Genomic DNA, 22,048 nt, shown 5'->3' on the forward strand with positions numbered 1-22,048 from the left:
ATTAATGAAGATTGGTATTGCTCTTGGCTCAGGCGCAGCAAGAGGCTGGGCGCATATTGGTGTGATCCAGGCATTGGAAAAACTGGGTGTACGCATTGACGTCGTTGCCGGTTGTTCCATTGGCGCTTATGTAGGCGCTGCTTATGCCAGCGGACACTTAGAAGGCCTGAAAGAGTGGGCCTGCTCACTCACCGAGTGGCAGACACTCAGCCTGATGGGGATTGGTATTCGTCGCGGCGGTCTTGCCAGTGGCCAAAAGGTATTTGACAAGCTCGCCGGGGAATTCTGCGCGCCGACCTTTGAAGAAATGCAAAAGCCATTCGCCTGCGTTGCTACCGACCTGTATTCAGGCCGAGAAGTCGTATTTAATCAGGGGGAAGTTGGCCAGTCTATTCAGGCATCTTGCGCAATTCCGGCCCTGTTCTCGCCTATTAGCCATAACGACCGTTGGTTGGTGGATGGCGCGGTTGTCAACCCGGTACCGGTTAACCTGTGTCGACAACTAGGCGCGGATTTTGTTATTGCCGTTAACCTGAACGCCGATTTCCGGCCATTGCAGATTGCCCGGCAAACACAAAAACACAAACAGAATCAGGAAAAGAACGAGCACTTCTTTAAGAAAAGCCAGGATGTGGTCCGTCAGTGGTTTTCACCCGAAACCAAAGAAGACAACAACAAACAATCTCCCGGCATTTTAGGTGTGATGAGCAGTTCGCTTGAGATCCTGCAGGCCCGAGTCACTCGCTCACGCTTGGCAGGCGAGCCACCAGATATTCTGATCGAGCCGCCATTGACTGATGTGGGTTTAATGGATTTTCACCGTGCAACAGAACTATGTGAAACGGGTGAACAGGTTATTCAGCGGCTAGCAGAGCAGATCCGTTACCAATTGGTACTGGACGAGGTGATCCCCGCAGACGCGATTGAATCACCTGAGTCAGACGCTCCTGTAACGAGTGCAGAACTTGATTCTTTGCCAGAGGCCGATTCAGACACTGAGTCTGAGAACAAAGAATAAGGGCGGTTTAACCGCCCTCTTTGTTTTATTTCTTAGCCTTTCGCCAATGCCGTAATTCGCAGCGGCACTTCCGGTAAGCTTAACGCATTGCCTTCATCAAGCCAGTCTTTGTCTAGCATTAGCATGCCGTTATTAATGCCATTGGTACCGGGAATAGCGGCATCCAGAGTGGTATCAGCAAAGCGAAAAATCAACCCGTTTACCGACGGCATCATAAAAGACAAAAAGCCGCCCATCTCGTTAAAAAACGCCTCATACTGACGCGTAATATAAGCGAGTTCTTCTACTGTATAATCGGTTTTAATGAACTCGGCTTTGGTTTCAATCTGTACCGACATATCGCATACATTAGCCGCCTCTTCCAAATCTATCAGAATATTGGCATCGGCCAGTTTTAACGCCCGCTCTTTAGGCACAAGAAAACGCTGTTCTTCGCTGACATCTAAATCGATGGTTTGCTTTTGCGTCACAATTTGCGCACTGTTGATGTTACAGAGTCTATCCTGACCTACGCGGATAAATCCAAATGCAAACTGTAACGCGGCGGTATCTTCGTCACCGATCTTATTAATATGGCTGTAGAAACGCTTATACTCTACTTCAATCTGTTCAGCCTGAACCGGCGCAGTCAACACCGCACTTAAAATTAGAAAACTTAGGTATCGCGTCATTCGCTGAGATACTCCTGATTAAATCGAATCATATGCTGTAATTCGTTCACATAAGCCGCTCCGCGCTCTGAATAACTCATCAGACCCTCCGCCAGTGCTAAGCCCGTTACCGGTAACTGAGCACGTCTGAGTGAAGCACGAATATGCCGTAGTTCTTTGTAAGCCGGGTGCCGATTTATGTTACGCATGTAGTTGTAAGTGGCACGGGATACGTTATCAAATTTTGCCACTTCATGCTTTGCGCCACTGGTACGGCGACTTGGCACAAATCCACAGCCTTTTTTGTAGCACCAAAGACCGTAAAAATTATAGCCCTCACGGGCAAAACGCGAGGTTCCCCATGCAGATTCATTCGCGGCCTGCATTAATACCAACTCTACCGGCAGAATATCAACCCGGTTTAACAGCGCTTTAATCTGTTCTTCGGTGCGTTTGTTGTCGTCTACACGGTATTCTTCTATCAGCCAGCTTAACCGTTCGTCGTCTTCTTCAGTTAGCCCGTGACCAGCGTTGAGCTTACGCTGAATAGTTTGCAGGTAGTGTCTTAAGCTCAAGATGTATTCGTTTTGCTTCTCAACTTCTGGGCGAAGGTAATTGAAGAACGCCCGTTTCTTTTCTTTGGTATCGGTGATTGCCGAAAAATCCGGCACCGGATTGCTGGCTTCTTCTGTTTCAGGATAATCGAGAATGTCCGGTTCACTGGTACCGGTTTTCCAGGCAAGCGCGACTATGACAGCCATGACGGCTATCGCAATAAGTACAATCTTGCTGGTTTCTCTCTTATGCATCTAACACCGAGTCCTGTGTAGGCGATGTTGCAGGCGCTTCTTCAGACTGCACCGTAAACAGGTCGTTGTACAACTGCCCTAATACCAGCGTGTACAGCGGACCAACCCAAAGAATCGCTAATCCCATGGTCAGAAATACCAGGGTGAATAACAATACAAACAATAGCAACAGTAATAAAAACGGCATTAAATACTGATTCACAACTTTAGCTGACAGAATAATTGACTGGATCACACCCGCTCGTCGCTCAGCTAACAAAACAACTGCAAACTGCGTTACCAGATAGACATAAACGCCAGGCAATATCAGCAACATGAAGCCCAGTTGAATAAGCAAGCTGGTAAGCAAATTGAGGGTAACCAGGGCCAGCGTTAGAGAGAAGTACTTACCTAACTCAGTCGCATCTGCAGGTTTATCGGCGGTAAGCTTTACGCCCAGCATACGAAAACCCGCTAACAACGGCGACATTATGATCAGCATAATGATATCCAGCATGCCTGCCGGACTGCTTTGCATACTTTCAACCGAACTGGGATCGACCTTTAACACTGACATAAGTACCAGTGTACTGCCTACCCCAATTAACATAAGTAGGCCCGTCGATTTGAGTAAGGTCATCAGATTCGCTTTGTACAGTGACTGGCTGCGGTTGAAAAGTGCCTTAAAGTTGAATTTATACTCACCCGCAAGGGCGCGTTCCAGGTTACTTTTTCCTTGTTCAGGTTGCATATGTTCTGACAAAACTCTTACTCAACTTCAATTTGCGCGCAGTATACCACCGCCTCACACCTTACCCAACCAGCTTCAACCACCGCCTGTAATCACAGCGTGACAAGCCGTACCGCTAACCCAACCAGCACCACGCCCATGAACCTGTCCAGCCAGTAACCTTTATCACCAATCAGGTTTACAACGCCAGACGTACTTAACAAATAGGACAGCATGCAAAACCACAACCCGGTCGCGACGGCCAGGTAAATGCCATAAAACGCTTTCACCGCGGTGGGCGTGTCGACATTTATAAATGCAGTGAACAACGACAGGAAAAACAACGTAGCTTTGGGGTTCAGGCCGTTGGTTAGGAAACCGTTTATCAGTGCTTTTTTAGGGGTAACAGACGTGACCTTTGAATCGGTACTGATATTGGCGGATGAATTGCCCGGCTTACTCCGAAGCGCGCCGACGGCAAGGTACAGCAAATAGGCTGCCGATAAGTAACAAATCGTGTTGTACAACCAGGGTGTGGTTTTAATAACGACACTTAACCCCACCAAAGAGTAGGCAACATGCAGCAAAATGCCTAACCCTACGCCGACACTGGCGTACATGGCGATGCGCCGACCGTGATTAACACTGTACCGAACGATAATCGCAAAGTCGGGCCCCGGACTTGCCACTGCGACCAAATGAACCAACGCGATAGTAATAAATTCGCTTAAATATTCCATGTGCTCTTTTTGCCTGTTATGAATATTGCTGGATGAAGTCTGATACAAAAGCTGGCAGTGTCTCACCTGCCAAGCCAGTAATACGCTCATCGAACAAGTGATTTTGTTGTCCGGGTTCCAGATTGATTTCTATGGTTCGTGCCCCGCTTTCCGCCGCAATTGCCACGAAATTAGCGGCCGGATACACCTGACCTGACGTACCAACGGCTATAAACACATCCGCTTGTGCAAGGGCTTGTACTATGTCGTCCATATACAAGGGCATTTCACCAAACCACACAATATCAGGCCGCAGTGTTTCAGCAGGAATACAGCACCGGCACCCTGTCGTGTGATCAAACGCATCGTGCCAGACATGAGACTGACCAGACGCACAACAACGCGCCGAGAGCAATTCGCCATGCATATGTAAAACACGCTCACTGCCAGCACGCTCATGCAAATTATCGACATTTTGTGTCACCAGTAAGAACTGGTCGCCCAACTGTTGCTCAAGGTCCGCCAAAGCCTTATGCGCCGCGTTGGGTTTGACCTCGGCTTGCTGTAACTGTGCTCGCCGCTCGTTATAAAACCGGTAAACCAGTGCGGGATTCCTCGCGAAAGCTTCAGGGGTAGCCACATCCTCTACCCGGTGGTTTTCCCATAATCCATTGTTGTCCCGAAAGGTTTTCAGGCCAGATTCGGCCGAAATACCGGCGCCGGTTAATACCACCACGCGTGGAAGTGCGCTATTCGTCATTGTTTGTCTCCACAGGGAATCGCGGTTCAGCCCCCCATTCTGCCCAGGAACCATCATAAACCGTAACTTGTGAGGCCCCCGCTTCAAGCGCAGCCATACCTACCACACAGGCCGTTACACCTGAACCACAGGAACAAATTACAGGCTGGGTTATATCGATGTCATTGCGTTTAAAATACGTTGTTAGCGCAGCAGATGAATACAGTGTTTTTTGCTCGGTCAACAATTCAGTGAAAGGCACGTTTTTCGCGCCGGGCATATGGCCACTGCGCAAACCCGGTCTGGGCTCAGCCACTTCACCATTGAAACGTGGGCGACTGCGGGCATCTACAACGGTAGTACCGGGCTTGTCCAATACACTGAGCACACCTTCGGCGTCGCAAAAATCAACGAGATGTGATTCAGACGGAGTGTAAGTAACAGGGGTTATCTCGGCATCAGTTTTTAAGTCAGTGACTAGCGGTAACCCTTTGGCTTTCCAGGCAGGAAGTCCACCATTAAGTACCGCAACACGTTGATGGCCTATGCTCTTCAGCATCCACCACAGTCGAGGAGCACAGAACAGACCGTAGTTGTCGTAGAGTAATACCGGTGTGGATTGAGTGATCCCTAAACTGCCCAGTAACGCAGAAAGCGACTCTGGAGTCAGTCTGCGATGAGGTAATTCACAACTGTGATCACTGCCCTCTGCATCGAGGTCAATTTTAACGCTATCAGGTAAGTAACCATCTTTTGCCGTATCCGCTTCACCCGAAACCGGGTTACTCATTGATACCAAAATGACCTGCCAATCTGCCAATGAGGCCGGCGACAACTCTTCGACTGAAATAAACCGCTGCACAGTGCATCCTTCGTTTTAACTGAATACTGGCAGTGTACCACTTTGTCCTATTTGAGTAATACCATCACGCGGTTTAACGCCTGATTTAATGGGACATCCGGATAAAATCGAATACGTTCAACCAGCACAGGAAATTCAGCCATCTCTTCATTATGTTGAGGAATGTAACGGTAGAGCAGTTCACTGGTGGCAGATTGAATCATAGGGTCCCCTCCTTCAACCTCAATAATGGCGTACCGGCCGGGCGGAATTTCACCTGAGAAGAACCGTTCGTCTTGCGGCAGTGAAACTGCTCTCGTTGCCTCACACATAATGTCGACCCGAAAGTGGGTGTCAGCGTTATTGGGATCTGACCAAAATGCATTAAATGTACGACTAACCCGGGGCGATAGCCTGTGTGATTTACGCCATTCAATAAACTGCCCAACGGTAGCGGGTATTTGTGCCGGGCTATTTTCATGTTTGATGCCATACACTGGGATGGCTGGTTGTTGAATAATTTGCACATTCGTCCCTTGCGTAGCGTTTTCTGTTGTCAGTTTTAATAGCGACTGCAACGTCGCGGTATGGGGTAACTGTTCTATTTTGACTTGCTGTGCTCTGAAGGTGTTTGGTGTACAACCTGTCTGACGTTTAAAAGCGCGCCTTAAACCATCAGCGGTGTTGTAACCACACAAAATAGCGATATCTGTGCAACGCAATGCCTTGCGATAGTGCAGCAAATAGCACGCTCGATGTATTCGAAGTATTTCAACCAGTTTGCCCGGCGTTAGACCCGTGAGTTTGTTTATCTCACGATGAAAGTAAGATTCGCTGCATTGCGCATGTTTCGATAAACTTTCGATATTTATCGGTGACTCAACATTTTCTTCTATAAAAGCGATAAGATTTTTAATATTCATATATATTTTTAGATTTAAGGATAGAGTTAAAGACTAATCACATTGCGTTTGCGCAAGTTAACACTACCCCAAACTTGCCACCGGTATCCGACCAAAACTCCCCTATAAGCAACTGGGCTTTGTGCGATCAGCATGCACGCTCGCACCAATGCGGTGCGCAACTTACTATTGCGATGATGAGTACCCTGCTAAACCGTTTAAGAATCAATCGCATTTAGCTTTTTTAATATGGCGCAAACTTTGCTGTACCTAATGCTTTCGAGGAAGCAATAAGTTAAGGACACAATTTATGCTCTCGCTGTTTAGATTCCCGGGTATTGTATTAATCAATGCTTTCGGGTTACGCCACGCTGCCATACTCACCGCACTGTTTAATCTGGCTGGATATGGTTTTATTTTACTCAACCCTGGAGAAACTTTAGTTTTAACCCTTCCTTGCACAGTACTCATGACCTGGCTGGTACTGTCTCTGCTTCTACTCTTGGTAGACGAACTTAATACCATCGACACATTACTTGAAGATGTCAAAAATGACGAACAAGGTTATCAGAACCTCGTTGTTAAACCGACAATCCTCACCAAACACGTAAAGTCCGTATTTGACATTCTCAAAGAAGTTGCAAGGCAACGCGACAAATTTGCAGAACATTTCTCTGAAATGAAGTTTTCGTCGGAGCAAATGATCGAATCGGCTGTACAGGTTGCTGACAACGCAACATCACAATCTGTTGCAACAGAATCAACTGCAGCAGCTGTCAATGAGCTGACCGCCTCGTTAAACGAGATTGTTGAGAAATTCAATCAGGTCAATGAAGCCGCTTTGCAGGCCTCGACTCTGGCTCAGCAAGGCCACAGTTATATGGGCGATCTTGTCACTAATGTAGAATACGTCGGTAAAGACGTTGACGAAACACACACCGCCATCACCATCCTGGGTGAGTCAATTGAAACCGTATTAACCCTTACTGCAACCATTCAGAACATCGCAGAACAAACTAACCTTTTAGCATTAAATGCCTCAATTGAAGCGGCACGTGCCGGTGATATGGGACGGGGTTTTGCCGTTGTTGCTGACGAGGTTCGCAACCTCGCTTCTGAAAGCAGGCAATCAGCCGACACCATCAACCAGAGTATTTCGGAACTGGATACACAACGCAAACTGGTTGCGGAAAATATGCAAAGGGTCACACAGCGCACCCATGACTGTTTGAAGAAGGCGAAAGACGCGGCAGATATACTGGCTCACATCGAACAACAGTCCGTTCATTCACGCAATCAGGTCATGGAAATTTCTGCCATTACCGAGCAACAAAGCAAAGCAACGGAAGAAATTTCGAGAAGTATTGAACGCGTCGTAGAGGGTGCCGCGGCAAATGCGCAAATTGCCAAAGAAACTTCTGCGGTAGCAGAATATCTACGCACGCTTTCGGTCAGATAGGAGGTCTAACATGGAAATGTTCATTTTAGGATTGGTATTACTACTCCTTGGTTTAATTGCCTTTCAATGGTTTTACAGCCAACGTAAACAAAAGCAGCGTCTTTATAGCGCACTGGAACTGATAAGCAGTTTAAAGAAGGTTATTAGCTATACCCAGAAACACCGCGGACTTACTGCAACCTATCTTCAGGGGAATAGTGAAGTACGTAATGAACTGCTGGCGTTAAAACAAGACATTAACGCTATTACCGCTCCTTTGACGGACAACGTACTGTTACAACAGGAAGCCCGTTGGGACAGCTATCAGGACCACTGGAGCCGCTTAAAAGACAATGCTGAAACCTTAACTGTTCCCGGCAGTTTTCAACAGCACACACATCTCATTGAAACGTTACTCTATTTACTGGAAGACGTAGCTGAAAACATTGAATTTGGTGGAGAGCAACAAAAGAACCCGCAAATTCATTTTTTATGGCATGAGTTTCCGAAGGTGATCGAGTTTATAGGTCAAGCACGTGCTATTGGTGTGGCCGTAGCAACCAAAGGTGAATCGACTCAGATAGACAAGGTTAAACTCGGCTACCTCTACGAAAAGATAAACACGCTGAGTAGTCAGTCTTTTGACCGCCTGAGTTTGTTGCAGGCTGGCTCAACGCTGACGCAAATTGAGCAAGCTAAACAAGCATGTAGTTCGCTTACTCAGACCATTCGCGAGCAACTAATCAACGTCAATAAAGTACAACTGGAAAGTAAACAGTACTTTGACCTGGCGAGTAAAACGATGGATCAGTGCAATACCGTGTTAGACAATGAAATTAATGCTATAAAACATAGTTATCGATAGTTTGCTTTACCTGAATATCAAAACAACAAAGGGCACTGAGGTGCCTTTTGTATTTTTAAAAACAATAAAAAGGACAACGTTATTAAACACAGTATCCCTGCACTGCTAATGGCCAGCTTCCTGACCGCATGCAGTACATCACCCGTTACAACGTCTGACGTCCCTACTCCATCGGGTATTACCAACGTACCTTACAGAGACGTTATCGCCCTACCTTTCTCGGAATTTGACGAGGCCATTGAGTATGGTAGCGACCCTCTGCAGCGTATTTACGTTTGGAAGGCGCGAGGCAAGCCGCAACATTCGTTAGTATTCATACACGGTGGCTGCTGGCTCAATGCCTTTGATTATACGCACGGACAAGCTTTATTCACCGCACTTGCTAAAGCGGGTGTGAACGTGTACGCACTGGAATATCGTCGAACCGGAGATGACGGCGGCGGTTGGCCCGGCAGTTTTAATGACGTGCTAGCAGGTACGAATAAAGTCTTAGCGCTAACCCAAACACAGCAACCATCTGTGCCAGTTAGCCTCGCAGGTCATTCCGCGGGAGGGCACCTTGCGCTGCTAACAGGCCAGGCAATGCCTTCAGCCTTTGCCAAGGTCATTGGCTTAGCCGCTATTACCCAGCCGGCTATTTACGCAAAGGGAACGAACAGTTGCGAAACGGCCACACCACAATTTTTCAATGGTACGCCGGAAGAAATGCCTGAAGCATACAAAAGCGCAACACCGTCGATCGAAAACGTGCGATCCCCCGTAGTGTTGTTGCAAGGCACAGACGACAACATAGTCGCTACTGAACAAAGCTCACTGTCAGGCGCAACGACAATGTTGATTCCTGGTGCTGGCCATTTTGATTTTTTACACACAGATTCCCTTGCCTACTACACATTATTAGATCTATTAAAAAACGGATAACACTATGTTTGAAGAAGCCCGTCGACGGGACCAGCAAGACTCTATGGCAGATAAACGTGCATTATTTGCACTTCCTGAAAACTGCATTTACCTGGATGGCAATTCACTTGGGCCGTTGCCTGTAGCGGCTAAAGCCAGAGCTACCGAAGTGGTTGAGCAACAATGGGGTAACGACCTTATTACCAGTTGGAATAAGCACAGTTGGATCACCCTTCCGCAACGCTGCGGAGAACATTTAGCACCGTTGTTGGGAGCCAAAGCCGATCAGGTTATTTGCTGTGATTCCATATCGGTAAACCTGTTTAAACTGTTGTGTGGCGCACTGGCACTTCAACATGGCCGAACCAAAATAATCACAACTACAGACAATTTTCCAACCGACGTGTACATAGTACAAGGCATTCAACAGCTGCTTGGCGAAGAACGCTGTCAGTTAATCACCGTAGATGAAACAGAAATAGAAGCCGCGCTGAATGACGACGTCGCTATTCTACTGCTTACTCAGGTGAATTTTCGCACCGGCAACGTACTCAACATGGCTAAGCTAACAGAAATGGCCCACCAACATGGCATTCTGACTGTGTGGGATCTCGCGCACTCAGCGGGGGTGCTTCCTCTAGAACTGGACAACTGTCAGGTTGATTTTGCCGTGGGCTGTACATACAAGTACCTGAACGGTGGCCCGGGAGCGCCAGCCTTTATGTATGTCGCAGAACGCCATGAAAATGCATTTATTCAGCCTATAACTGGCTGGATGGGTCATGCCACACCATTTACCTTTAGCAGCAGCTACACGCCACACCAAAGCGTGTCACAAAGCCTGACCGGCACGCCTTCTGTTATTTCTATGTCAGTACTGGAAGCGTCCCTGGAAATGTGGTCAGACGTTGACATTCACCAGGTAAGGCAAAAATCTATAGAGTTAGGTGAATTCATGCTCAATTGCATGCAGCACTTGCAACTCACAGACACGCTGCCGCTGGCAAGCCCGCTAAACCCAAATCAGCGCGGCAGTCAGCTTGCATTCAAACACGACCACGCCTACGCCATTTGTCAGGCGTGGATTGCTGAGGGCGTAATTGCAGACTTCCGGGCCCCGAACATTTTACGCGTAGGCTTTGCGCCGCTTTATATCAGCTTTCAAGACATTTGGACGGCATGTGAAGCGTTGCAAAAAATCATGCAAGAAAAGACGTATTTACAGCCTGAATATCAGAAAAAGCAGACAGTTACCTGATTGAAGAAACACTGCATAAAACTCAATTTAGCGTTTGGCTCCCTTGCTATAACTTAAGGGAGCACGCTTAATATATGGTTATAACAACATGGCGGCAGCTAGCGACATAGCCCGGTAATCATGGCCTACTCCCGGGACTACTTTTTGCTCCCAGTTAAAAAGCACACCTTGCGACTCAGCGGATTCTTGCGAGAGCTTGAAAAAACGTTTCCCTCTTTCCCGGCGATTGGCCCCCTGATTCATGGCGCTGTCACTCTGATCTAGTTTCCCTTGTGTCGCGTCCGTGTCTAATTCACCTAGGAGAATGACCAAATGCTTAGCAAATGAACGTTGTAAATCATAATCTACTGTGCCAATTCCGTAAGGATAAGGCACTGCTTTATCGACGAACGAATAAGTACCAGCATTACCTGCTATGGCAGTTTTGATCCGGGCATTGGGTTTCATTAGAATCATTCGCTGAACAAATTGGCCACCTGCTGAATGGCCGAAAATGTTGTATTCATCAAGATCCAGATCATTGGCTGTATTTAGCCGGTCGAATATATTTTCGATAACCGTAAAAGCCCACTCACTTTCGGGGTTGCTCCAGCCAAAAAAACTTTTCAGATTACCTTCCTGATAATCATTGGTAATGACTCGGTAAAATTGACTGGCAAACTCCGGTGCAACTAACAAAATGCGCTTGCGCTCAGCAATATCAGCCCATGCATCAAGATAATCCTCAGCATTACGTCCCATGCCGTGCATTACGAATAATACCGAATCTTTTGGTGTCCATTGGGCCGGTTTGTACGTCCATACACGAATAGTTTTCCGATCAGTATGCTGATAAGCACTCATTACAAAACTATCTTTCCCGACAGAAAGTGGCCTTACAGGTGTTTTTTCAGGCCCTGTTGGTAATACGTACAAATACAGGTAGCCAAGAATCAATATGATTACTGTAAGTAGCGCTACAGATAGACCAAACCATTTAATAATTTTCATAAATATTTTCCCTATAGAAAGTGAGATTTCCTTACATTAAAAAAGATCAAAACAGCCTGAGTTATCTGACAAATGAATATTTGTGAAATGCGGACGAACGTGAGTCTATGCGTTAATGCGTTAATGCGTTAATGCGTTAATGCGTGTAATTAGAACAGAAAAACCTGCTGAACTTCGTGCCGATCGTACAGACTGTTAAACCGAAAAGGTTGTTCAAAAGAAGGGACAGTCTTAGAAGCTTAGCGAATTCTTGAATAAGAATAATTCACTATTTGACTGGGTAGTTACAGAATTTGGTAAGACAATTAGCAGAGAGATGAATACTGATCCCCGTATATGGGGTGCAGCCGGTACAGCCAAAGCTAGATAACGTTTTCCGAAACATTTTCCGAAAACTAATCAATCGTATATGATTTTGGCTTTTGACTTTTGTAAGCGATTGATTTAAATGGTGCCCGGGGCCGGACTTGAATTAATAACATAGGCCACTGTTATTTAATAAAACTAAATAACACGCAGCCTGCAAACGTTACGCAAAACGTTACTTTTTCCAGTTGCGCTAAAACTTACCTGGCCCGGAACAACCCAGGCCAGCATAGTGCTACACCTACCGTTTCACAGTTTTGGTACCGATAAATAGCAGCGTTATCAATATTACAGCGAGAAACAGCAAATTTGCGACTAAATCTGCGTGACCAGACCATCTAAAAAATATCTTAGTTAGTTGAACATATAACAATGGTGATATAGCTAATACAAATATGGTTTTCATTGGTTACCCTTAGTGTTTGTGGTTAACACTGGTAAATGTATTAATTTTTTCCACCTATTCTCGTGAAACTTAAATAATTATCAAAATATGCTCACTTCCGTTGAAAGCAATTCTACGTAAACTGACACGCATTTTGTTTTTTGCCATTTGGTTAATTTTTGATACAACTCGAAGTCGGGATGATCCGCAGCATTGAGCGTTTTAATAACCTTAGCCACAATCAATGCTTCAACTTTGTCACTATCTATTGGGGCCGACAATTGTCTGCTTGCAATATCAATGGTTAAAATCTTCTTCCCAAAAGCCATCTCTTCTATTACAGCAAAATAGTTAAAGACCGCTTGGCCTTCTATTGCAACAGTTATTGAATATTTGTTTATTGTCTTCATGTAGAGATACCTAGTCATCTGTTAAAGAGTCTAGAGGTTCTCAGCAACAATAGAGCAAAACTAGGGTAAAATGCTGTACTAATATCTTCTGAGGAAGAACAGCAATCATTCGATTACTGTCAGAAAAAGCTCCTTATTTGGGCGGTATAAAAATTAAATTGAAGGTGGCAATGATTTGGCTTCATTCACTTCAACAATTTTATCCCCCTACCCCTTATACGTAGGGTGTCATTGTAAATGCGCCGTTATGTGACCATTTAGGAAAAAACATTTCAGAGTTGCGGCGGTGTAAGAAAGCCTAGGCGGCGGTACAGCAATAAATACACACGGGAATCTTACCCTCCCCTTGGGTTAACTTAGTTAACTGACCATAGCGTAATCTTAGTGCGATTTATCAACAGCTTTGATAGCCTGATAATCGCAGAACACAACAACCACCAGCAATAACACGTCATAAATAGCCAAGCATTGCGAGTCGCATTACCCGTTGTTGGTATTGCTTTTGGAAGTACCTTTTCGTATGTAATTTCTGAGCAATAAGTTTGAGAGTCATGTTCTTTTACCTATACGGCCTCATACACAATCTGATAGCTGCGGATTTTGAGTTCAACTAAACCAGATAATCCACGACAAGTTAATGTATTAAAAGAACGATGAGCAGAAGTTTGCATACTCCTTATTATACGGACGCTTAAGACAAATGAAGGACATTCAATTTCTTTTATATTAAGGTATTTTCAATAAGCTACAAATGATGAGTCTCACTCCAAAGTGCGACTGGGAAGTTGCTATTTCTTTGTAGTGCTTCAGTCTGTGTAGAAGGCTATCTGATAGCAATCCGCACTGCGGTATACCTGTCCTGCTCTCGAGGTTGATGTACCTATCTTCTCTCTTATTGTTTACGCTGCTATTGAGAAGCTAACAGCCGTAGCATTTTAAATTAAGTCTGGTAACGTAATGAACTCGAATAAATAAAACGGAGCTCTAATGTTATGGAATTACAAAAGTGGTTTTCTTTACCTATTATTGTCTTGTCACTCTCAGCCTGTTATCACTCAACGACTCCCATAGATGTCAAAGAAGTAGGTTCCGACGTCTATGTCATCGACCAAGAAAAAAAAGAAGTGTCGGTTGTTCGCCGAGATGAGCTGGTATTGCTACAACGCAAGGACGACCAGCCTATTGTATTATCGTCACCAATGGTTTTAGAAAGAGAATTAGGTATCACTAAAAATCTGGTTTTCAATGCAAAGTTTAAAGTCTTGCCTGGTAAGGTGATGTATATAGGTCAGATCGTTGATGCTGACTTTTTAGAACTGTCGAATGCAACTGACACCACTATTGATCCTGCTACAAGAGAAGAAACGCGTGAAGCTATGCGTGAATTTAATAGTGACGGCTTCAACATGATCCAGCAAATAGCTGATAACAAAATCCCTAACGCAGGTATGACCATTACGTTCAGGGACAAGGATGGCTTTAAGCTGTGCCAGTTTGATATCCCTGTTAAAGACTTTGTTCGCTTAACGGGCCCCAGCGGCGATAATTACGCAGGACTCCGACTCGAAGGTGAAATAACTGATAGTGACATTACAACAAGTGGAATAGAGACCATTGAGTTGGTATACCGTGGATTCATATTGAGCGGCGACTAAACCCAACCCAGTTAATGAGGCGAGCGAATTGCTCTCGCCTCACCGCCCAACTAAGTGATTGATTTTTTTTGTTGCTCTAAAGCTTAGATCTTAAACAGCTTTCAATTCGCCTTTTCCTTATGCGTCAATGTCTGCAAGACATACAAAGCCCCCCGAAGCTTACATCCGTCTATTGTCCGCACTTGACCATTTTCATTCTAGGCATCTGCTGTTTTAGGCTACAATTGCTCTTTAGCAGTAGTGTTACAACAGATTGAGCCCTACTTTATTTACCTGATAATGTTAGAACTCATCTATTTTTACCTAAACCAGGAATTCCTTCTTGATATGGTTTGAAAGCATTACCTCGTCTTTTATGATTCATTCCTTTAGCCCTTGATAAGGGCAAGCCGTCTTTACTTGATGTCTTTCTCGTTTTCTTGTTTTTATGACTTTGTAGTTTTAGCCAATGTTTCACAGACCAATAAGCTAGCAAATTGGTTTTTAATTCAATATTTAAAGACTCTTCCGCCGCTTTATCACCTTTTTGAATACGACGACATAGCGTGTAAATCTTTTGTTTATAACTATGATTAGCAATGGACGTTTGACTAGGGCCAGAACCTTGCCGATTTAGCTTTTTAGTACTCATAAGATCTCATTCCAGAAAAATTAAAGTAGTGCACCATCTGCTTAATCCTTTAACCTCTCTGCTAGTTTATTGAAATTAAGCCGTTGAATTAACTATCAGTCCAATTATTTAATTAAATATTCCTTGAATTAACAGTATCAACTAAACAACAACCCGATATCAGAAACTTGTAGCTAAAACCTAATCGAGAGTCGTATTACCCGCCACCAACGTTTTACAAAGGACCCGTTTAATAATGATTTACTACGCGTCAGTCACGCGTGAAAGTGGCGTGAATGAATGTGAGAATTAACTCAGCAATCGAAAAACGGCCTGTAATGCCCTTAACAGACGTTTTAAGAGTGGTTGGCGCTGGTGGATTACCTTTTTTATATTCGCTTTAACTGAGTGGCCCTGGTAGACAACTAAATGATTGCCGTTGGTCAGGCTCATATACATTAAATCATCTTTGATTTGTGTTTCGTCCATCATGGTTCCTCTCATTCAGCACTGTGATGTTATCTACCAAACTATAAGCGTTAATCTCATATAACGCATCTTGCGCCATTCTGAGAAGATTTACAGCCGTTTGGAGTGTATGAACTACAACATCATCGTGTTCTATCCTGAAATCATCCGTTTAGGAGTTTCTCAAAGCTAAAAGATTACATAGTAATACTTCAGCCTGTTCGATTGTTTGTGTTGGCTTCATTATCCACCAGCAATTGATTAATTTGTAATTAAAGCCTAGCTTACGGTGATAACATTGAAAACTGAACACTGTACCGGTTTATTGTTTACGGCGTAAGCTCGCACTTTAAGCCCCTGCGTCAAAAGACACTCTTAGAGCAGTAGGAAAGTGCCGTCACCTGTTCTTTGCATAATAATGCTTGAGAACGTATGTTTAATATTTAATAAGGCTAGCTCATAAACGTTTCTAATCTGAGTCAATGTAAATAGCTTTAGCTTTAATAACTTTATTAGATCCTGAATAATGACTTACAGAACCATTAGGGTTCTGTACTGGGACCAGAACTGACTCATTGTTTACACTATCAAGAAGTAAACCATTAGCTCCTAGCTTTGCAGCTTCAATTTTAAGCTCTTCAAGAACCGCTTCTATCTTTCCTTGTTCTGTCACAGCTATAGAAAACTTGCTAGAAGACTCTACAATTGCAATTAATTCATATTCCGCAGGTTCATTCACCAAAACTCTGACTTGTGAAGCATTTATAGGAGTTCGAGTTTCTCCGACTAAAATATGTGATGAAGCTGAGCAGCCACTAATAAAAATCGCCACTAAAAACAGATAAATTTTATTCATATATAGTTCCATCTAAATATACTGTGTCAAAATAAACTAACACTTACTTGAGAGGGCTACTAGCCTAGGGAAACTGAAATTTCTGTTTTTTAATGCTATTACGGATAAACGTCCCGAATTATTAATATATAAGCTGGTACCAGAAACCCATCAAAGGGCCTTTGGGCGTCCTTGGGGTTCACTTGGGCTTTGTATGGTTTGGGGTGTGGTTTGATGTGAGGTTTTTATGGGATTTGTACCTTAAAAAATAATAACACTTACCTTGCCGTAATCTTGCCGTATTTTTTAATCGTAAACCTTATCCCAATCTTATCCTGTAGTGGCATAGTCATTTTGGCCACCTAGTTATGGGTGATATTATCACCCTGTAGATAAAACAGGTGAAAAATGACACGTAAGAGAAGAAGTTTTAGTCCAGAGTTTAAGTTAGAAGCAGCTCAGTTAGTTGTTGACCAAGGTTATACAATCCGAGAAGCCGCTGAAGCCATGAATGTGAGTAAAACCACCCTGGAAAATTGGATTAGGCAACTGAAGAGTGAACGTTCTGGTAAAACACCGGCGTCTAAGGCTCTGACGCCTGAACAGAAGCGTATTCAGGAACTTGAAAAGCAGCTTAGAAAAGTTGAGCAAGAGAAAGAAATATTAAAAAAGGCTACTGCTCTCTTGATGTCAGACTCGCTCAACAATTCCAGATAATTAAGCGACTTGAAGGGAGCTTTCCGGCTAAGACATTGTGTGACACGTTTGAGGTCCATAGAAGCAGTTATCGCTACTGGCGAAACAGGCCTGGTCGTTTGTCATCAAAAGAGCTTCGAACAAGGCACTTAATTAAAACGGCACATCGATTAAGTAATGGGTCTGCAGGGGCGCGCTCCATTGCGAAAATAGTGACCACGATGGGCGAAGACCTTTCTCGTTATCGCGCAAGCCGAAGAATGAAGCTGCTCGGCTTAGTTAGCTCACAGCTCCCTAAACATCACTATAGAAAGGCAGAACAAGCACATATAGCCGTCCCAAATGTGCTGGGCCGCTGTTTTGATGTGAAGCGGCCAAACCAGGTATGGGTTGGAGATATCACCTATGTTTGGGCTGGTAAACGCTGGGCATACCTTGCTGTTGTCATGGACCTCTATGCCCGAAAACCTGTTGGATGGTCATTATCACTGTCGCCTGATAGTGTGCTAACAAAAAGCGCGCTGGAAATGGCCTATGAGTCCAGGAAACAGCCAAACGAACTGTTGTTCCACTCTGACCAGGGATGCCAATATACCAGCATTCAATTTAGGCAAGTGCTGTGGCGATATCAGATAAAGCAAAGCTTAAGTCGTAAAGGAAACTGTTGGGATAATTCGCCAATGGAAAGGTTTTTTAGAAGCCTGAAAACAGAATGGATACCAGAAACCGGTTATCGCTCATTCACTGAAGCGAAAGAGCAAATTACAAATTATATTGTTGGTTATTACAGTCGTTATCGACCCCATTCAAAGAACGGTGGATTATCACCTAATGATAAGGAAATAATGTACTGGAAAGCCTATAAAACCGTGGCCAAAAATACTTGTCCACTACACAAGGTCAGTTAGTTGTCTAAAACTGATCAACGAAGTAGGTATGACCAATGTCCGTTTATGATGTATCAATTTCCAAAACCTAACGAAATGAGACTCCAATTTGCCAAGAAGCTAGGTGTACATCCTGATGATCTCTTTTAACGGTTTACCTGTCCTACCTGTACCCGAGTTTGGGACAGGTGGGACAGGTTAAGTGCGATTTTTATAATCTACGCTTTATCAAATGCCTTTTTGAAATTCTTTGCTTGCTGGTGAAAGCGAATATGTTCAGGATGCTTTAACTTACGCCGAGTGCTGTATTTGGGCGTAATATAACCCCAGTCTGCTCTTTTAGAGAAGTAGATAACAAAATCAATATCGTCTTCTTCACTCCACTGAGGGAGCACAACAATATTTTCGTCGCTAGTATCCACAGATTTGACTTGAATGCGATAAAAATGATTTCCATCTGAAATGAGTACGTCCGTCTTTGCACCATGATCGACATACGGTGCGTAAACTTCCCATCCATCACGCTGCAGCCAAGTGCTGACAAGGTGTTCAAACGAGGTGTTTTCGTAATATTTACGAGCTTCTTTTGATATTAATTTAGATTTAATTGGCATTGTAATAGAGTTCCAAATCACCTGAAGCACTCTTGGTCGGGGTGTTCAGCGCCTATCAGCTTTAGGGCTAATACGCAATTTGGACCTACAAAACAAGCTTAAGCTTGAATCTCTAAAACAATGGAAGGCCATTCCTGCTGCCTATGCTCATGCAACTACAGCATTAATGATTCGACGTCCTTTGGACGGTAAGTCAGATTAAATGTTCCAGTTTAATATAATAGACATTCTGAAAGGACACAACTGTCCATTATAAATGTCTACTATACGCCTACAATGACATATTATTTTTAGTTTTGTTAGTGAATACTATCGATATAAGAAATGGTGCCCGGGGCCGGACTTGAACCGGCACGCTGTTACCAGCGAGGGATTTTAAATCCCTTGTGTCTACCAATTTCACCACCCGGGCTTGGGTTGCACTTATGTGCTGGTGTGGGCTGGTTGCCCGAAGTAATGGAGGCGGAACCCGGAGTCGAACCGAGATCCACGGATTTGCAATCCGCTGCATAGCCATTCTGCCATTCCGCCACTTTTGCGTAACAACTCAAGGCTAAACCTTATTTATAACGCAAACCATTCGAGAATTTGGAGCGGGAAACGAGACTCGAACTCGCGACCCCAACCTTGGCAAGGTTGTGCTCTACCAACTGAGCTATTCCCGCTTCGAATGTGGGAGGCATTCTACCTGCCCAAGGAAAAGTGTCAACTACAAAAAATGCCTTTCGCTGCCTTTTTAATCAAAAAAAGTTTGTTTGCTTAGAATTCGGTCATTTCGGTTTAAAATCAGCCTTTTCGCTGCTCAGGATTTGCCCGATAGGTGTGGCCAAGCCGCTTTTGTATAGCTCACCATTGACCAAACAGACAACACGGTTGCGATATAAAGCAGACCATAACCCAGGCTTACCCAATAAATTGGGAAACCCATAAACGTCTCAAGGCCAGAAAGCAATCCAATCAACGCTAACATTTGTGCTGTGGTCTTGGCTTTGCCAATAAATGACACCTGGACCGTGTCACGCACACCTTGCGATCCCATCCACTCTCGCAGTGCAGAAACATAAATTTCTCTTATCAGGAGTAAAATGGCTGGAATGGTAATAAACACTGAATCATAAGTATGGGTGATCATGAGTAGCGCGGCAGCAACAATGAGTTTATCCGCTACAGGATCTAAAAACGCACCAAACGGCGTAGATTGTTCTAATTTACGGGCCAGGTAGCCATCAAACCAATCGGTGATCGCTGCAAACCAGAAAATAAATGCACCAGCTTCATGCGCCCAGCGCCAATCGAGAAAATACACACATACAAATACGGGGATAAGAATTACCCTAATCAGGGTAATAACGTTTGGGATTGTCCACATACACAACTCAGGGGGTGATCCTTATTATTTGACCGTATTGTCACACGATACGTCACATTAAGGAAGTTTGAATCAAACAGGCGTTCTTTTCTGAGGCTTAATTGTGTAAATGATCATAGATGATGTCAGCAAGTTCCTCACTGATACCCGGTACACTGGCTATTTCACCTTTGCTGGCTTTTTTCAGGCCTTGTAATCCTCCCATATATTTGATCAGGGATTGACGTCGCTTGGCACCAATACCAGGAATAGATTCGAGAGTGCTGGTCGTTTTTACTTTTTGCCGGCGATTGCGGTGACCAGAAATGGCAAATCGGTGAGACTCATCGCGGATATGCTGAATTAAGTGCAGCGCAGGTCGATCTGCATTCATAGGAATGGTGTCATGGGTATCTGCCAGAATTAACGTTTCCAGGCCAGGCTTACGTGTTGTGCCTTTGGCAACACCTATTAACAAAGGTTTTTTGTCGTGGGGCCATTCCTCGAAGAACTGCTCAGCCTGAGACAACTGCCCTTTACCCCCGTCGATAAACAGAATATCTGGGATCTTCTCGGCATCCTGCACATTTTTATACCGCCGGGCCAGTGCCTGCGCCATAGCAGCATAGTCATCTCCCGGCGTAATACCGTCGATATTGTAGCGGCGATAATCGCTTTTCAACGGCCCTTCCCTGTTAAACACAACACAGGAGGCAACGGTTTGCTGACCAGAGGTATGGCTGATGTCAAAACACTCCATGCGCTGGATAGGGTTTTCCCACTCTAAAGCGGCTTCCAGGTCGATGTAGCGTGCGAAAACAGATTTTTGTTGGCCGTATTGCGCTTCAAGTGCATTCAGCGCATTCGCCTGCGCCAATTGTAAATATTGCCGCTTTTCTTCACGCGCACCTTTGAACAATTTCACGCGATAATTGGCTTCCTGACTCAACAAATCCGCTATGGCAGTTTCATCACTTAATGCTTTGGGTAAGACAATTTGTTTAGGGATGACCTTGTTCCCAGCCAAGTAGAATTGAAGCAGAAACGCTTCGAAGATTTCATCTTCTGTAGCCGTAGAGGGCACTTTGGGGAAAAAGGCTTTGCTACCCAACAACTGACTATCGCGAATAAACATCACCTGAATACACGCCATGCTTCCTTTGAACGCAAAGCCGAAGATATCCATTTCATCCTGGGTACCCGCTACCCACTGTCTTTCCTGCACTTTACGCAATGCGTTGATCTGGTCGCGATAACGGGCTGCCGCTTCGAAATTAAGCTGCTCGCTGGCCTTTTCCATTTTTTCTACCAGCGAGTTAATAACCTGCTGATTTTTGCCTTTCAGAAACAGTCTTACCCACTGCACTTGCTCGGCGTATTCGTCGTCGGATACATAGCCTTTTACGCAAGGCGCGGAACATCGCTGCATTTGATACTGCAGGCAAGGTCGGCTACGAGCGCGGTAGTAGCTGTCTTCGCACTGACGAACCGGGAAAAGCTTCTGCATTGAACGCAAACTCTCGCGTACCGCCCAAGCACTTGGATACGGGCCAAAATATTCGCCTTTCTTTTTTTGTGGCCCGCGATGAAACGACAACCTGGGGTGTTCGTGATCAGACAGAAAAATAAACGGATACGATTTATCGTCGCGCAATAACACGTTGTAGCGCGGACGGTACTTTTTGATGAAGTTATTTTCCAGCAAAAACGCTTCGGTTTCGCTGTTCACTACCGTGACGTCCATCTGCGCGATCTGGCTTACCAGAGCTTTGGTTTTTGGGCTGTCGACGGTTTGTTTGAAATAACTGGAGACACGCTTCTTAAGGTTTTTGGCCTTACCCACGTAAATAACGTCACCAGCCTCGTTATACATGCGGTACACGCCAGGCTGGTGAGTGAGTGTTTTCAGAAACGCTGAAGCGTCAAACTGGCTCAT

General features: G+C 44.7%; 22 protein-coding genes and 3 tRNA genes. 7 read left to right on the forward strand and 18 right to left on the reverse strand.

Going from position 1 to position 22,048, the window contains the following annotated elements:
• The first annotated feature begins 4 nt into the window (after positions 1-4).
• Positions 5-1,018, forward strand: a complete 1,014-nt coding sequence (gene rssA, locus BUB81_RS17080; RefSeq protein WP_084526680.1) for a patatin-like phospholipase RssA — start codon at positions 5-7, stop codon at positions 1,016-1,018.
• Positions 1,019-1,050: 32 nt separating this feature from the next.
• Here rssA and BUB81_RS17085 read toward each other — a convergent pair whose 3' ends face one another.
• From BUB81_RS17085 to BUB81_RS17115, 7 genes are all read right to left on the reverse strand, one after another.
• The gene (locus tag BUB81_RS17085; protein WP_073324571.1) at positions 1,051-1,689 is read right to left on the reverse strand and encodes a DUF2987 domain-containing protein; all 639 of its coding nucleotides are present in this window, start codon (positions 1,687-1,689) and stop codon (positions 1,051-1,053) included.
• Positions 1,686-2,477 (reverse strand): glucosaminidase domain-containing protein, encoded by a 792-nt coding sequence (locus tag BUB81_RS17090; protein ID WP_073324572.1) that lies wholly within the window; start codon positions 2,475-2,477, stop codon positions 1,686-1,688. The genes BUB81_RS17085 and BUB81_RS17090 overlap by 4 nt, the downstream gene beginning before the upstream one ends.
• Positions 2,470-3,207, reverse strand: coding sequence for a YciC family protein (locus tag BUB81_RS17095; RefSeq protein WP_073324573.1), 738 nt, complete (start codon positions 3,205-3,207; stop codon positions 2,470-2,472). Before BUB81_RS17095 ends, BUB81_RS17090 begins: the two co-directional genes overlap by 8 nt.
• A gap of 92 nt (positions 3,208-3,299) precedes the next feature.
• Positions 3,300-3,926: a LysE family translocator gene (locus BUB81_RS17100; protein ID WP_073324574.1), complete on the reverse strand. Its 627-nt coding sequence runs from the start codon at positions 3,924-3,926 to the stop codon at positions 3,300-3,302.
• A 16-nt stretch (positions 3,927-3,942) separates the two neighbouring features.
• The gene (gene cobB / locus BUB81_RS17105; protein WP_073324575.1) at positions 3,943-4,665 is read right to left on the reverse strand and encodes a Sir2 family NAD+-dependent deacetylase; all 723 of its coding nucleotides are present in this window, start codon (positions 4,663-4,665) and stop codon (positions 3,943-3,945) included.
• A complete protein-coding gene (locus BUB81_RS17110) occupies positions 4,655-5,506 on the reverse strand; it encodes a sulfurtransferase (protein ID WP_073324576.1) in 852 nt (283 codons plus the stop codon). Before BUB81_RS17110 ends, cobB begins: the two co-directional genes overlap by 11 nt.
• Positions 5,507-5,553: 47 nt before the next feature.
• Complete coding sequence (locus BUB81_RS17115) at positions 5,554-6,408, reverse strand: AraC family transcriptional regulator (protein ID WP_073324577.1); 855 nt, start codon at positions 6,406-6,408, stop codon at positions 5,554-5,556.
• 289 nt (positions 6,409-6,697) lie between these two features.
• Here BUB81_RS17115 and BUB81_RS17120 point away from each other — a divergent pair, with 289 nt between their 5' ends.
• The 4 genes from BUB81_RS17120 (at position 6,698) to kynU (ending at position 10,848) form a co-directional block, all read left to right on the forward strand.
• Positions 6,698-7,846 (forward strand): methyl-accepting chemotaxis protein, encoded by a 1,149-nt coding sequence (locus BUB81_RS17120; RefSeq protein ID WP_073324578.1) that lies wholly within the window; start codon positions 6,698-6,700, stop codon positions 7,844-7,846.
• A 10-nt stretch (positions 7,847-7,856) separates the two neighbouring features.
• Positions 7,857-8,690 carry a nitrate- and nitrite sensing domain-containing protein gene (locus tag BUB81_RS17125; protein WP_073324579.1) on the forward strand — a complete coding sequence of 278 codons (834 nt, stop codon included), beginning with the start codon at positions 7,857-7,859 and terminating at the stop codon, positions 8,688-8,690.
• A gap of 108 nt (positions 8,691-8,798) precedes the next feature.
• Positions 8,799-9,611: an alpha/beta hydrolase family protein gene (locus BUB81_RS17130; RefSeq protein WP_084526682.1), complete on the forward strand. Its 813-nt coding sequence runs from the start codon at positions 8,799-8,801 to the stop codon at positions 9,609-9,611.
• 4 nt (positions 9,612-9,615) lie between these two features.
• The gene (gene kynU / locus BUB81_RS17135) at positions 9,616-10,848 is read left to right on the forward strand and encodes a kynureninase (RefSeq protein ID WP_073324580.1); all 1,233 of its coding nucleotides are present in this window, start codon (positions 9,616-9,618) and stop codon (positions 10,846-10,848) included.
• A 78-nt stretch (positions 10,849-10,926) separates the two neighbouring features.
• Here kynU and BUB81_RS17140 read toward each other — a convergent pair whose 3' ends face one another.
• Entirely contained in the window at positions 10,927-11,838 is a 912-nt protein-coding gene (locus tag BUB81_RS17140; RefSeq protein WP_073324581.1) for an alpha/beta hydrolase family protein, read from the reverse strand.
• A gap of 852 nt (positions 11,839-12,690) precedes the next feature.
• Positions 12,691-12,999, reverse strand: a complete 309-nt coding sequence (locus tag BUB81_RS17145) for a hypothetical protein (RefSeq protein ID WP_073324582.1) — start codon at positions 12,997-12,999, stop codon at positions 12,691-12,693.
• A gap of 992 nt (positions 13,000-13,991) precedes the next feature.
• On the opposite strand from BUB81_RS17145, the gene BUB81_RS17150 reads away from it, so the two are divergent.
• Complete coding sequence (locus tag BUB81_RS17150) at positions 13,992-14,654, forward strand: hypothetical protein (protein WP_073324583.1); 663 nt, start codon at positions 13,992-13,994, stop codon at positions 14,652-14,654.
• Between the two features lie 289 nt (positions 14,655-14,943).
• On the opposite strand, the gene BUB81_RS17155 is transcribed toward BUB81_RS17150, so the two are convergent.
• The 3 genes from BUB81_RS17155 to BUB81_RS17165 all read right to left on the reverse strand — a co-directional run bounded on the left by BUB81_RS17155 (position 14,944) and on the right by BUB81_RS17165 (position 16,588).
• Positions 14,944-15,285 carry a hypothetical protein gene (locus tag BUB81_RS17155; protein WP_073324584.1) on the reverse strand — a complete coding sequence of 114 codons (342 nt, stop codon included), beginning with the start codon at positions 15,283-15,285 and terminating at the stop codon, positions 14,944-14,946.
• 288 nt (positions 15,286-15,573) lie between these two features.
• Positions 15,574-15,756 carry a hypothetical protein gene (locus BUB81_RS17160; RefSeq protein ID WP_139241621.1) on the reverse strand — a complete coding sequence of 61 codons (183 nt, stop codon included), beginning with the start codon at positions 15,754-15,756 and terminating at the stop codon, positions 15,574-15,576.
• A gap of 445 nt (positions 15,757-16,201) precedes the next feature.
• Positions 16,202-16,588 carry a DUF4156 domain-containing protein gene (locus BUB81_RS17165; RefSeq protein WP_073324586.1) on the reverse strand — a complete coding sequence of 129 codons (387 nt, stop codon included), beginning with the start codon at positions 16,586-16,588 and terminating at the stop codon, positions 16,202-16,204.
• 387 nt (positions 16,589-16,975) lie between these two features.
• Between BUB81_RS17165 and BUB81_RS17175 the strand changes: the two genes are divergently transcribed.
• Positions 16,976-18,171 (forward strand): IS3 family transposase gene (locus BUB81_RS17175; RefSeq protein WP_139241622.1). Its coding sequence is split into 2 segments (ribosomal slippage): positions 16,976-17,231 and positions 17,231-18,171, totalling 1,197 coding nucleotides; the frame shifts between segments, so codons are not numbered across the junction.
• Between the two features lie 197 nt (positions 18,172-18,368).
• Here the strand turns inward: BUB81_RS17175 and BUB81_RS17180 are convergent.
• The 6 genes from BUB81_RS17180 to uvrC all read right to left on the reverse strand — a co-directional run bounded on the left by BUB81_RS17180 (position 18,369) and on the right by uvrC (position 22,048).
• The gene (locus BUB81_RS17180) at positions 18,369-18,764 is read right to left on the reverse strand and encodes a hypothetical protein (RefSeq protein ID WP_073324589.1); all 396 of its coding nucleotides are present in this window, start codon (positions 18,762-18,764) and stop codon (positions 18,369-18,371) included.
• A gap of 325 nt (positions 18,765-19,089) precedes the next feature.
• Positions 19,090-19,176 (reverse strand) — tRNA-Leu (locus BUB81_RS17185).
• Positions 19,177-19,221: 45 nt separating this feature from the next.
• Positions 19,222-19,295: transfer RNA gene (locus BUB81_RS17190), tRNA-Cys, on the reverse strand.
• A 58-nt stretch (positions 19,296-19,353) separates the two neighbouring features.
• A tRNA-Gly gene (locus tag BUB81_RS17195) sits at positions 19,354-19,429 on the reverse strand.
• 137 nt (positions 19,430-19,566) lie between these two features.
• Positions 19,567-20,133: a CDP-diacylglycerol--glycerol-3-phosphate 3-phosphatidyltransferase gene (gene pgsA, locus BUB81_RS17200; RefSeq protein WP_073324590.1), complete on the reverse strand. Its 567-nt coding sequence runs from the start codon at positions 20,131-20,133 to the stop codon at positions 19,567-19,569.
• 97 nt (positions 20,134-20,230) lie between these two features.
• Entirely contained in the window at positions 20,231-22,048 is a 1,818-nt protein-coding gene (gene uvrC, locus BUB81_RS17205; protein ID WP_073324591.1) for an excinuclease ABC subunit UvrC, read from the reverse strand.

Origin of the sequence: Marisediminitalea aggregata, assembly GCF_900129565.1 — a bacterium.
Classification (GTDB): Bacteria; Pseudomonadota; Gammaproteobacteria; order Enterobacterales; family Alteromonadaceae; genus Alteromonas; species Alteromonas aggregata.

Excerpts from the sequence above, each read along its gene's own strand:
- BUB81_RS17165 (WP_073324586.1), bottom strand. The coding sequence starts at position 16,588 with ATGAATAAAATTTATCTGTTTTTAGTGGCGATTTTTATTAGTGGCTGC.
- kynU (WP_073324580.1), top strand. The coding sequence starts at position 9,616 with ATGTTTGAAGAAGCCCGTCGACGGGACCAGCAAGACTCTATGGCAGAT.
- rssA (WP_084526680.1), top strand. The coding sequence starts at position 5 with ATGAAGATTGGTATTGCTCTTGGCTCAGGCGCAGCAAGAGGCTGGGCG.
- pgsA (WP_073324590.1), bottom strand. The coding sequence starts at position 20,133 with ATGTGGACAATCCCAAACGTTATTACCCTGATTAGGGTAATTCTTATC.
- BUB81_RS17085 (WP_073324571.1), bottom strand. The coding sequence starts at position 1,689 with ATGACGCGATACCTAAGTTTTCTAATTTTAAGTGCGGTGTTGACTGCG.
- BUB81_RS17150 (WP_073324583.1), top strand. The coding sequence starts at position 13,992 with ATGGAATTACAAAAGTGGTTTTCTTTACCTATTATTGTCTTGTCACTC.
- cobB (WP_073324575.1), bottom strand. The coding sequence starts at position 4,665 with ATGACGAATAGCGCACTTCCACGCGTGGTGGTATTAACCGGCGCCGGT.
- BUB81_RS17145 (WP_073324582.1), bottom strand. The coding sequence starts at position 12,999 with ATGAAGACAATAAACAAATATTCAATAACTGTTGCAATAGAAGGCCAA.
- BUB81_RS17095 (WP_073324573.1), bottom strand. The coding sequence starts at position 3,207 with ATGCAACCTGAACAAGGAAAAAGTAACCTGGAACGCGCCCTTGCGGGT.
- BUB81_RS17100 (WP_073324574.1), bottom strand. The coding sequence starts at position 3,926 with ATGGAATATTTAAGCGAATTTATTACTATCGCGTTGGTTCATTTGGTC.
- BUB81_RS17090 (WP_073324572.1), bottom strand. The coding sequence starts at position 2,477 with ATGCATAAGAGAGAAACCAGCAAGATTGTACTTATTGCGATAGCCGTC.
- BUB81_RS17160 (WP_139241621.1), bottom strand. The coding sequence starts at position 15,756 with ATGATGGACGAAACACAAATCAAAGATGATTTAATGTATATGAGCCTG.
- BUB81_RS17130 (WP_084526682.1), top strand. The coding sequence starts at position 8,799 with ATGGCCAGCTTCCTGACCGCATGCAGTACATCACCCGTTACAACGTCT.
- BUB81_RS17115 (WP_073324577.1), bottom strand. The coding sequence starts at position 6,408 with ATGAATATTAAAAATCTTATCGCTTTTATAGAAGAAAATGTTGAGTCA.
- BUB81_RS17125 (WP_073324579.1), top strand. The coding sequence starts at position 7,857 with ATGGAAATGTTCATTTTAGGATTGGTATTACTACTCCTTGGTTTAATT.
- BUB81_RS17140 (WP_073324581.1), bottom strand. The coding sequence starts at position 11,838 with ATGAAAATTATTAAATGGTTTGGTCTATCTGTAGCGCTACTTACAGTA.
- BUB81_RS17155 (WP_073324584.1), bottom strand. The coding sequence starts at position 15,285 with ATGAGTACTAAAAAGCTAAATCGGCAAGGTTCTGGCCCTAGTCAAACG.
- BUB81_RS17180 (WP_073324589.1), bottom strand. The coding sequence starts at position 18,764 with ATGCCAATTAAATCTAAATTAATATCAAAAGAAGCTCGTAAATATTAC.
- BUB81_RS17120 (WP_073324578.1), top strand. The coding sequence starts at position 6,698 with ATGCTCTCGCTGTTTAGATTCCCGGGTATTGTATTAATCAATGCTTTC.
- uvrC (WP_073324591.1), bottom strand. The coding sequence starts at position 22,048 with ATGAGCCAGTTTGACGCTTCAGCGTTTCTGAAAACACTCACTCACCAG.